We start from the raw sequence: 10,504 nt of genomic DNA on the forward strand, positions 1-10,504 counted from the left end.
AAGAGCCATGGACACAGTCATCGTGCAGCTGCCCGACGAACCGATCTCTCCGCTCGGAGGAATGCGCCGCACACCACGGCTCCTCCACATGGGGCCGGGTGAGACCAGGGACTTCGGCCGGGGAACGCCGGACAGCGCGCTGTCCATCGCCCTGACCGACCCCGGCGTGTCTCGCCACGCCGGGCGGATCGAGGCCGCCGGGGACTTCTGGCGGCTGTCGAACTTCAGCACGACGTCGACCTATGTGGTGGAGAATCTCGAAGGGGCGGGCGAATACCTCAAGGTCGCGCCGGGGCGTCTCGGCGCGCCGGTCCCCTTCGAATTCTCCAGGGTGGTCCTGCCCGCGCTGGACGGCACCGCGGGTTTCAAGGTCTTCGCCCCGCAACACGCCTACGCGCACGGCGACATGGGACCCGACTACGGTGAGCGGACCGTCAGCCCCTTCTCCCTCGACCCGACCTCCAAGTACTTCCTCGTCCTGGTCGCTCTGTGCGAGCCCAGGCTGCGCACGTCCGCCGGTGTGGCGCTGCCCGGCGCCGGGGAGATCGTGGAGCGTCTGCGTCCCCTGGAGTCGTGCCGCGACCTGACCCGCTCGGCGGTGAACTACCACATCGACTATCTGACGTCGGTCAAACTCCGGCTGCGGACCGACGAGTACGACGACCCATCGCCGTACTCGCCCAAGGACGGCACCCGGGTGGGTGCCAAACGCGAGGATCTCGTCACGCTCGCCCTGCGGTTCGATCTGGTGCGCGAGGAACACCTGGGCCTGTTGCCCCGGCGCACGGCACAGTCGTGTCGCCCGACGGCCCACGCGTGACGCCCTGACAAGTGTCAGGGACCGTCTGACCTCGCCTCTCCCTAGAGTCCTGAGTGCCGGCCAGATGCCGCGCACCAGCACATCACCACAGGGGGTAACAGGTCATGCCCACTCGATCCTTCGCCAGGGCCGCCGTCGTCGGCGTCGGCGCGCTCGCCCTGCTCGGCTCGCTCACCGCCACCTCCGCCGTCGCGGCCTCCGACAGCGACCGGGGCTCCGCCCAGGTCCTGGCGGCGCCGTACGCGGTGGAGCCGTACGAAACCGTCAACGTCCGCTCGGGACCGGCCACTTCGTACGACAAGGTCGGCAGCGTCGCGGCGAACCAGCCGCGCGGCGCCTACTGCTGGACGCGCGGCGAGACGATCACCGACAACGGCTACACCAACAACGTCTGGGTGCAGCTCCTCGAAGGCTACGTCAGCGCCGTCTACCTCAAGGGCAACGAGTACGGGGACCTGCCCGCCTCCGCGACCTGCTGAGCCGGAACCAGCACTCACCAGCACACGATCAACTCAGGGGGATCCGCACATGAAGAGGCTGCTACTCCGTTCCGCCACCGCGTTCGCCGCCGCCGCGCTCACCGCCGGCGCCCTCGCCACCACGGCCCAGGCGGCCCCGGCCGCGCCGAACGACGGCGATCCGGCCCTCACCGACGTCTACATCTGGGCGACGGACGTCAACCTGCGCGAACAGCCGACCACCGACTCCAACGTGCTGGCGGTGCGCTCGACGTACTGGCTGGACGCCGTGTGCCAGAAGCAGGGCCAGACCGTCAACGACCCCGCGGTCGGGACGAACAACTGGTGGACCGCGGTCCAGGAGTTCGCCGGCAGCGACATCGCCTGGGTCAACAACCTGTACCTCCGGGGCGGCGAGAAGATCGAGGGAGTCCCGGACTGCTGAGGACCCGCTCCCGCTCGACGGACCCCGGCCGCCTCTCGAAGCGGCCGGGGTCCGCGGCATCGAGCCTTCCTCCCGCAAGCCCGCAAGCCCGCAGGGTTCACGGAATTTCCCGGAAGGGTGATAGGACGAACGACGAGAGATCGCGATCAAGGAGTGCACGTGACAGAAACGGCAGCGGCGGCAGGCGGCGTACGCGTCTTCGTCGACAAGCAGAGCCCCGAGGCGTACCACGCGCTGACCGCCACGGCCGAGGCCGTCCGAGGCGTCTCCGCCGCCGCGGGGCTGGACCGAGTCCTCGTCGAACTGGTCAACATCCGGGTGTCGCAGATCAACGCCTGCGCGTACTGCCTGAACCTGCACACCAGGGCCGCGTTGCGCGCCGGCGAGACGACCCAGCGCCTGGGCGTCCTTCCGGCCTGGCGTGACACCCAGTTGTTCACGCCCCGCGAGCGGGCCGCGCTCGCCCTGGCCGAGGCGACGACCTGCCCGGCGGACCGTCCGGCACAGGACGCCGCTTACGCCGAGGCCCGGTCCGTTCTGACCGACGAGGAGATATCGGCGGTGATCTGGGTGGCGATCACCATGAACGCGTTCAACCGGGTGTCGATCATGAGCAAGCATCCTGTGCGGGGGGTCTCCGCCCCACCTTCGGTTTGAGCCGACGTCACTGCCCCGGCCCCGGCTCGGCGTACGACACGACCTTGCCGGGGTTGAGCAGGTGCCGCGGGTCGAGGGCGTCCTTGATGGCCCGGTTGAGGGCCATCACCTCGGGGCCCACCTCGTCGCGCAGTCCGTCGCGCTTGAGGAGTCCCACGCCGTGCTCGCCGGTGACCGTGCCGCCGAGGTCGAGGGCCTGGGCGATGATGTCGTGGAAGGCGGCCTGCGCCCGGCGCCTGGCGTCCTCGTCGTCGGCCGGGGTGATCAGCAGAGGATGCAGATTGCCGTCGCCGGCGTGGGCGATGTTGGCGATCAGCGTGTCGTGCCGGTCGGCGATCGCGTGGATCCGGGCGAGCATCTCGGGCACCGCGCCCTTCGGTACACAGATGTCCTCGGTCAGCACCGGCCCCAGCCGCTCCAGGGCCGGGTAGGCCAGGCGCCGGGCCTCGAACAGCGCGTCCGCCTCCTGCTGGTCGGTGGAGCGGACGGCGTAGGTCGCCCCGGCCTCGGCGAAGCAGTCCCGCATGACGTCGGCTTCCTCATCGCCCGCGGGGCCGGGAGCGTCGGTGCGCCCCAGCAGGACGACTTCGGCCTCGGTCGACAGCCCCATGTGCTTCCAGGCGTCGACGGCCGCCAGGCAGTGCCGGTCGACGAGTTCCAGCGCCGAGGGGGTCACGCCCGCGGCGGCCACGGCGGCGACGGCCCGGCCGGCGTCGACGATCGAGGCGAAGTAACCGGCCACGGTGTGCTCGGGCGGGCGGCGCGGTCGCAGCCGTAGCGTCACCTCGGTGATCACTCCGAGGGTGCCCTCGGAGCCGACCATCAGGCCGGTGAGGTCATACCCGGCCACGCCCTTGGCCGTACGGCGTCCCACGCGCACGAGTTCTCCGGTACCCGTGACGAACTCCAGCCCGAGCACGTAGTCGCGGGTGACGCCGTACTTCACGCAGCACAGGCCGCCCGCGTTGGTCGCGACGTTTCCCCCGATCGTCGACCAGCGGGCGCTGGCGGGATCCGGCGGGTACCACAGGCCGTGCTCGGCGCAGGCCGTGCGCAGGTCCTCGTTGACCACGCCCGGTTCGACCACGGCGAGCCGCTCCAGCGGGTCGATCTCCTTGATCGCCGTCATGGCCTCGGTCGACAGGACGACACAGCCGTCGACGGCGTTGGCCCCGCCGGACAGCCCCGTGCCCGCGCCCCGGGTGACGATCGGCACGCCATGACTCAGACAGGCCCGCACGGTCCGCCGGACCTCCTCGGCCGTCCGCGCGCGGACCACCGCGACGGGTTTCCCGTACGGCGCCCATTCGGCCTCGTCATGGGCGTACCCCTCGGTCACACCGCGATCGGTCAGCACCCGCCCTGTCGGCAGTTCGCGGCTCAGCCGTTCGGTCAGTTCCAGGGTGATCGCCTCATCGCGCATGACAGCACGTTAGTGCGTGGCTACGACAGCCGGATCGTTCTCCCTAGGCTGTGGCCTTGTCGCCTCGGTCGTCGCAGTCGTCGCACTGGTCAGGAGAAGAATGCAGCCGGAACGGTTCGAAGAAGTGCTCGACGCCGCAGAGCTTCCCGCACAGCTGCGGCACGTCTACTGGATCGGCGGCGGGAGCGGCGCGGGCAAGTCGACGATCGCTCGCCGCTTGGCGGAGCGATACGGTTGGCGGCTTTACGCGACCGACGACGTGATGTCGGATCATGCTCGACGGACCACCCCCGAAGGCGCCCCGTTCCTGCACGAGTTCCTCGCCATGGATATGGACGAGCGATGGGTGAACCGGTCTCCGGAGACCATGCTGGAGACATTCCATTGGTTTCGGGGTGAGGGCTTCGGTCTGATCGTCGAGGACCTCCTTCGCCTGCCCCAGGAACCATGTGTCGTCGTCGAGGGCTTCCGGCTGTTGCCACGCCTCGTGAAGCCTCTCCTTGCGGTGCCCAGTCACGCCGTCTGGCTCCTGCCCACGCCGGAGTTCCGCCGGGCCGCGTTTCAGAGCCGGGCCACACCGGGGAAAGGGTTCGTTTGGCAGACCAGTGATCCGGACCGGGCCGGCCGGAACATCGCCGAACGTGATCGCGTGTTCACCAGGCGCCTCCAGGAGGAGGCCGAGCGACTTCACCTGCACACCATCGAGGTCGACACCACGATGACCGAAGATGACCTCACCGAGCGGGTGACCGCGGCGCTGGTGCGTGGTTCCCTGCCTGGTAATCCGTGACGGTGACAGCCATCAGGGGAAGTACCCGCCCGGGGATGGAACCGGACGGGGTCGTCCCGATGCGTACGGCACCCATCGCTCGATAGAACGGCTCGGCGTTCGGGTCCGCGTCGATCGTGACACGGACGAACCCCAACTTCCGTGCGGTGGCGATGTTGTGTGCGAACAGAAGCCGGCCGATGCCCCGCCCGATGGCATCCGGATCGACGAACATCATGCCCAGGATCCCTTCTGGCGGCTCTCCTTCCAGGGTGATGAAGCCCAGGATTCGCTCGTCCGCTTCCGCCACCGTGGTCCGTCGGGGTTCGACCTCCGACTCATGGACGGTGAGTTCCTCCCGGCAGGCCGCGATGAACGCTTCGTCATAGCCCCAGTACGCCTTGGACTGGAGTGCCAGCTCGCTGAGAAACGCGGCCTCCTCCGTCCGCGCCGCCCTGATCAGCACGATTCCCCCCCCCACCTCTCGCACGCCGCTTCGCTCGTCGATCCTCGCACGCCGATGCGGGGCGTGGGGCCGGTCCGCGTCAGGGCCGGGAGACACTCGGCTGCCGTCAGGTAGCGCAGCAACCGCCCGCCGCGTCGGCCGCTGCTGCGGAGACCGTGCCGAGGCGGCAGAAGCACGACGCCTCGATCGGAACGTCGGCCATCGCGGCGGCGAGGCGCAGTTGTTGGGACACGATCTGCGCCTCCCCCGTCTTGCCGAGGCGCACCAGGCACTCGTGGAGTCCGTGCAGGGCCCAGACGTTGCCCGGGTGCTGCAAGGCGCGCGGAAGGGTGCCGTCGAGGCCGAGGTCGGCCCGGTAGACCGCCTCGGCCTCGGCGACGCGGCCCTGTTCGAGGAGCAGGGCGCCGTAGGCGTGGCGGGTGGGCTGCATCCATCCCCAGGGTTCGTCGTAGGGAAGGGTGTCGTCGAGTTCGATCGACCGTTCCAGTGCGGCGAAGGCGGCGTCGTAGTGGCCTTTGCGGTACTCCAGTTCGCCGTCGAGCATCGCCGAGGCGATCGCGAGGATGGCCGCGCAGGTGTTGTTGAACAGCATGCGGGTTTCGGGAACCCGCAGGACCGCCTCGCGGAACAGGCGGCGTTCGGACTCCGCCTCGGCGATGCGGTGGGTGGCCGAGTACGCGACGCCGCGGCCGTAGTGGAGCATCGCGGTCGTCATGCAGTACAGGTCGGGGTCGGCGGGCAGGGGAAGGCTCAGGATGTCGGCCCAGCGGCCGAAGCGGATCAGGACGTGGACCCGCATGGCGAGGAACGCCTCCAGCCAGTCGGCCATGGGCGGGCTCGGTACGCGCAGCAGTTCCTCTGGGACGGCCGCTTCGAGCCGCTCGGCGGCCTCCAGGGCGACTTCGCGCCGGCCGAGGAACATCGCACCGTAGATCTTGAAGTGGTGGTTGTGCACCCGGTACAGGGTGTAGAAGTTCATCGGCCCGGTACGTGCGAGGACCTTCTCGTCGGCGGCGATGGCGCGGCTGTTGTCGGATACGACGCGCCGGTAGTCGCCGCAGAGCACCTCCAGATGCGACGGCATGTGCTGGAGATGGCCGGCGTCGGGCACCAGTCCGCGCAACCGGTCGGCGACGGGCAGGGCCGCCTCGGGGGTCGGGGACATCTCCATCAGGTGGATGTACATGTGCAGGACGCCGGGATGCAGCCTGCCGGCGTCGGTGGCGAGTGCGCGGTCCAGGACGGACTTCGCTTCGCGGGTGCGGGCCCCTTCGGCCGGTTCGCCGGTGCGCAGGTCCCACAGTTGCCAGGGGGTGAGGTTCATCAGCGCGTCGGCGTACAGGGTCGCGATGTCCGGGTCGTCGGGGGCGAGTTCGTGGACGGGGCGCATGCGGTCGGCGTAGGGCGCGTTCCACACCGAGCAGTCCTCCACCGGCTTGGCGCGCGGATAGCGGGCGCGCAACGCTTCGATCAGCGCCCGTTCCACCGGGGTGGCATGGGCGGCCTTCTCGTGTGCCAGTTCGACGGCGGCGTGGGTACGGTCGACGGTCGTGGCCAGGTCCTGGTCGTCGAAGAACTCCCAGGGCTTGTTGTAGTTCGGGCCGGCCGCGTAGGCGATGCCCCAGTAGGCCATGGCACAGTCGGGATCGGCCTCGGCCGCCGCCTCGAAGCAGGAGACGGCCTCCTCGTGATGGAAGGCATACGTCCACACCAGTCCGCGGTCGAACCACAGTTGGGCCTGAGGGGACGAGGTGGTCACCGGGCGGCTGTGGGAGCCGAGGTCGTAGTACTGGTCGTAGTGCTCCATGCGTCTCTCCTGACGGCGGATGATGTCCCGGAGCCGATTTTTACCGAGTTGGGCCTCCCTTCGTCGGAAATCCAGGTATGTACCTGGAAAGGTGGAAGTCTCATGCCCGGCTCACGGTCGACGTGGCCGGCCGAGGAAGTCCAGGATGTGCCCGAACACGTCGAGGGCGGCGCCGCGGCCGAGGAACGTGTCGAGGTGGCCGTAGCCGGGGATTTCGGTGTAGGTCACGTCCAGCTGGGGCTGCCGGCGGGCGAGGACCTGGTGGCAGAGCTTCTGGGAGTCCAGCCACAGCCCGTTCTCGCTGCCGGACAACAGCAGGACGGGGGTGTCGATACGTGCCGCCGCGTCGAGCGCGTTCTGCGGCAGGGCCCGGTAGCGCAGGTCGGTGTCGTGCCAGCGCACCACGGTGCGGGCGAGCTCGATGCGGCGCAGGTGCGGAAGGATCCACAGGGGGGCGGGGCCGAGGAGTTCGGCCAGCCGGTCGTGGGTGGTCTCGGTCAGGTGCTCGTGCACGAACAGCGAAGCGCCCGTGCCCCAGGCCGAGTTGTGGAGCATCTGGCAGGTCGGGTCGGGGCAGTCCGCCTTGCGGGAGGCCAGGGCGAACAGCGGCGTGTACTTCGACCACAGGCCGACCTTGCGGATGTCGACGGGGATGTGGTCGATGCGGTTCTTCAGCAGTTCCCCGGCCAGCGTCATGCGCAGGGAGGTGCGGCCCGCGAGCTTGGGCGTCAGGAACACGCCCTGCGACACGACGCCCGCCAGGCCAGGCACCAGCCCGGCCGTCATGCTCAGCGACAGCGTGAGGGAGCCGATGCAGTGGGCGACGGCGAACAGGGGCCGGTCGTCGCCGATGCGGGCGCGGATGTGGGAGACGGCCGCGGGGATGTCGTACAGGGCGACGTCGTCGTAGGTGTAGCGGCTGCCGGTCTCGTTGTACGGCAGCCGGCAACTGCCCCGCCAGTCCAGCAGCCAGGGCTCGTAGCCGGCGTCGAGCAGGACGTCGACGAGGTTGCGGGTCTCGGGGAGCAGGAACATGTCGGCGGAGGCGGTGTGGCCGTGCAGGAGCAGTACGGCGGGACGGTCCCGCTCGCCGCTGTCGACGCGGGTCAGGCCGAGGCGGACACCGTCGGCCGCCCGGAAGGGGATCTCCTCGACTCGTGTCGGGTCGAGACGGTGGCGGAGCGGGCGCAGGGCCGTGCTGGTGCGGACCTTGCGCAGTGCCGGCCTGTTCCCTCTGGTGGTCGTCGTCCTGAACATCAGCGGCGGGGCTCCGTGGGGGTCTGGGTGCGGCGCAGGTCGAGCAGGTCGGCGGCGGCCCGGGCGAAGGGGCCGAGCAGTCCGCGGCCCATCTCCAGGCCGAACCAGGCGAGCCAGGTCAGTTTCGCGGCCCGCTTTTCCTGGCTGGTCAGGCGCGGGTCGACCTTGATGCCGTCGATCTGGTCGCGTACGTAGCTGTTCGGGGGGACGACGACCTCGCCGGCCAGGCTCACGGGTTCGCCTTCCCGGCCGATCTCGACGGTCAGTGCGCGGGTCTGGCGCCACACGTCCCGGCGGGCCCGGGCGTACTTGCGGCCCTCCAGCCACCAGCTTCCGCCGTCGGCGTCCCGCAACTCCAGGCGGTAGGAGAGGAGTTGGTGGTCCAGGCCGTGCTGCTGCGGGATGCCCTCCTCGGGGCGGATCCATACGTCGCCGCGTTCCACGACCAGCGGCGCGCGGTGTACGGCCGGGCACCGAAGTTCACCGCGTACGTCCACCCGGCGCTCGGTCACGAGCTGGTGCATGCTCGCGATGGAGAGGGTCAGGGTCATCGCGCAGGGCGTGTCGGCGGCGGCGCCGACCGGGCCCACGCTGCCCTCGGTCGTCTCGGTGACCCACAGGTAGGGCTGGTCGTTCTTCTGCGGCAGGCGGGCCAGACCGTCGTCCGCGAGCCGTTCGAAGGTCTTCAGCTGGGCCCGCGCGTCGTAGCGGGCGGCGGGCGGCAGGGCGAGCGCCTCGACGAGCGCGGCCGTGCGGTCCGCCTCGGCCGCCGGTCCCTTCAGCGTGGCCTCGCAGAGTTTGAGGGCGGTGGGGCTCTGCAACACCCTGGTCAGGAAGGTGAGTTCGGGGACCGGGTCGGCTTCGAGGCGGGCCAGCGCGTCGGTGCGCCACTCGTCCCAGTCCTGTACGCGCACGTGCATGCCGCCGAGCGCCATGTCCGATGCGACGTCGTCGAGGGTGTTGGGCACGCCGGTGAGGTTGTAGTCGTAGCCCCAGGCGTCGGGTTCGCAGACGACGGCGGTCGCGACACGGCTCACCCAGTCGACCGGGGCGGCGTTCAGGTAGCGGAAGGCCGGGACGGTGCGGAAGCGGCCGAAGGCCGAGATCAGTCCGCTGCTGAGGTCCTGCGGGTTGTAGGCGCCGGTCCTGGTGTGGCCGCCGATGCCGCCCGGGCGCAGGGCGGTGACGACCAGTCCGTGGTCGCGGGCCCGCCGCAGGGCGACCTCGGCGGCCCACTTCGTCTGGTCGTAGCCCGCGATGAGGCGGTCGGCGTGGGCGAGCGGGTCGTCCTCGCCCATGGAGGTGATGCCGACCTCGTTGAAGACGGCGATGGAGGAGATGTGGTGCAGCGGCTTGGGGTGGCCGGTGACCGCCAGTTCGGCCAGGGTCAGCGCGCCGAGGACGTTGCTCTGGCGCAGTGACTGGTAGCCGCGCAGGAAGTCGACGGCCGCCGCCACGCCCACGACGCTGTCGAGTTCGTGGGCGAGTGTGTTCCACAGGTCGTCCGACAGGCCCAGGTGGGGGCTGCGTATGTCGCCGGGCAGCACGGTGATGCGGCGGCGGACTTCCGAGGACCAGGGCAGCCGGTGGCTGCGCAGTGCCTCGCCGAGCCGGGTGACGGCCGCTTCCTCGTCGGCCGCGCGGACCAGGCAGTAGACGTGGGCGTCACTGTGCCGCAGCAGGTCGAGCAGCATGTGGCTGCCGAGGAAGCCGGTCGCACCGGTCAGCAGGATCCGGCGCGGGGGCAGCGGCTCGGGGGCGCCGGTGAAGGGCAGGCGGTCGGCGAGGGCGAGGTCGGCCAGGATCTGGTCCAGGTCCTCGCGGCGGGCGGTGGTGTAGGGGGCGGCGGGGGTCGGGAGTGGGGAGGGGGCGGGTGCGGGGGCGGTCGCGGTTGCGGTTGCGGTTGCGGTTGCGGTTGCGGTTGCGGTGAACGCCGGGGCCGTGATCGAGGGGGGTGCCGGGAGGGGCGCGCTCCCGGTGGTCCGCGCCCAGCGCTGGGCGATGCTGCGGGGGCGGGCGTCCGCGAACACCTCGTCCAGGTCGATCTCCATGCCCAGCTCGTCCTCCAGCGCGGCGACGAGCTCCACCGCGTTGACGGAGCTGCCTCCCGCGTCGAAGAAGTCGGCGTCGGGCGAGAGGTGACCGGCGGGCAGATGGCGGCCCGCCATCGTGGCGATGACGTCGGCGAGGCCGTCGACATCCTGGTGCGGGGTGGTGCCGGGACCGGATTCCGTGGCGGAGCCGGACTCCACCGGCATGACCTTGGCCAGCAGGTCGCTCACGCTGAGCCCGCCGCCGCCCCGCTCGATCGACTCCGCCGTCGCGCGCTGTCCGGCGTACGCCGACGCTGCCTCGTTCACGTCGTATCCGTCGTTCACGTCACGCATGGGAGCCCTTCAAGG

Annotated in this window: 10 protein-coding genes; 5 read left to right on the forward strand and 5 right to left on the reverse strand. The window is 70.4% G+C overall.

Annotation, left to right across the window (positions count from 1 at the left end):
* Positions 1 to 7 precede the first annotated feature (7 nt).
* From AB0I77_RS44050 to AB0I77_RS44065, 4 genes are all read left to right on the forward strand, one after another.
* Complete coding sequence (locus AB0I77_RS44050) at positions 8 to 820, forward strand: serine/threonine protein kinase (protein WP_363288507.1); 813 nt, start codon at positions 8 to 10, stop codon at positions 818 to 820.
* 104 nt (positions 821 to 924) lie between these two features.
* Positions 925 to 1,299: an SH3 domain-containing protein gene (locus tag AB0I77_RS44055; protein ID WP_363288508.1), complete on the forward strand. Its 375-nt coding sequence runs from the start codon at positions 925 to 927 to the stop codon at positions 1,297 to 1,299.
* 49 nt (positions 1,300 to 1,348) lie between these two features.
* A complete protein-coding gene (locus AB0I77_RS44060; protein ID WP_363288509.1) occupies positions 1,349 to 1,723 on the forward strand; it encodes a peptidase M23 in 375 nt (124 codons plus the stop codon).
* 153 nt (positions 1,724 to 1,876) lie between these two features.
* Entirely contained in the window at positions 1,877 to 2,380 is a 504-nt protein-coding gene (locus AB0I77_RS44065; protein WP_363288510.1) for a carboxymuconolactone decarboxylase family protein, read from the forward strand.
* A gap of 7 nt (positions 2,381 to 2,387) precedes the next feature.
* On the opposite strand, the gene AB0I77_RS44070 is transcribed toward AB0I77_RS44065, so the two are convergent.
* A complete protein-coding gene (locus AB0I77_RS44070; RefSeq protein WP_363288511.1) occupies positions 2,388 to 3,803 on the reverse strand; it encodes an FAD-linked oxidase C-terminal domain-containing protein in 1,416 nt (471 codons plus the stop codon).
* 100 nt (positions 3,804 to 3,903) lie between these two features.
* Between AB0I77_RS44070 and AB0I77_RS44075 the strand changes: the two genes are divergently transcribed.
* Entirely contained in the window at positions 3,904 to 4,593 is a 690-nt protein-coding gene (locus tag AB0I77_RS44075; RefSeq protein ID WP_363288512.1) for a shikimate kinase, read from the forward strand.
* Here the strand turns inward: AB0I77_RS44075 and AB0I77_RS44080 are convergent.
* The 4 genes from AB0I77_RS44080 to AB0I77_RS44095 all read right to left on the reverse strand — a co-directional run bounded on the left by AB0I77_RS44080 (position 4,538) and on the right by AB0I77_RS44095 (position 10,489).
* Positions 4,538 to 5,041 (reverse strand): GNAT family N-acetyltransferase, encoded by a 504-nt coding sequence (locus tag AB0I77_RS44080; RefSeq protein ID WP_363288528.1) that lies wholly within the window; start codon positions 5,039 to 5,041, stop codon positions 4,538 to 4,540. The genes AB0I77_RS44075 and AB0I77_RS44080 overlap by 56 nt on opposite strands.
* A 103-nt stretch (positions 5,042 to 5,144) precedes the next feature.
* Positions 5,145 to 6,845 carry a hypothetical protein gene (locus AB0I77_RS44085; RefSeq protein WP_363288513.1) on the reverse strand — a complete coding sequence of 567 codons (1,701 nt, stop codon included), beginning with the start codon at positions 6,843 to 6,845 and terminating at the stop codon, positions 5,145 to 5,147.
* Positions 6,846 to 6,956: 111 nt separating this feature from the next.
* Positions 6,957 to 8,102 (reverse strand): alpha/beta fold hydrolase, encoded by a 1,146-nt coding sequence (locus tag AB0I77_RS44090; protein ID WP_363288514.1) that lies wholly within the window; start codon positions 8,100 to 8,102, stop codon positions 6,957 to 6,959.
* The gene (locus AB0I77_RS44095) at positions 8,102 to 10,489 is read right to left on the reverse strand and encodes a thioester reductase domain-containing protein (RefSeq protein WP_363288515.1); all 2,388 of its coding nucleotides are present in this window, start codon (positions 10,487 to 10,489) and stop codon (positions 8,102 to 8,104) included. The genes AB0I77_RS44090 and AB0I77_RS44095 overlap by 1 nt, the downstream gene beginning before the upstream one ends.
* Positions 10,490 to 10,504: the final 15 nt, after the last annotated feature.

This window comes from Streptomyces sp. NPDC050619 (assembly GCF_040654815.1).
Classification (GTDB): domain Bacteria; phylum Actinomycetota; class Actinomycetes; order Streptomycetales; family Streptomycetaceae; genus Streptomyces.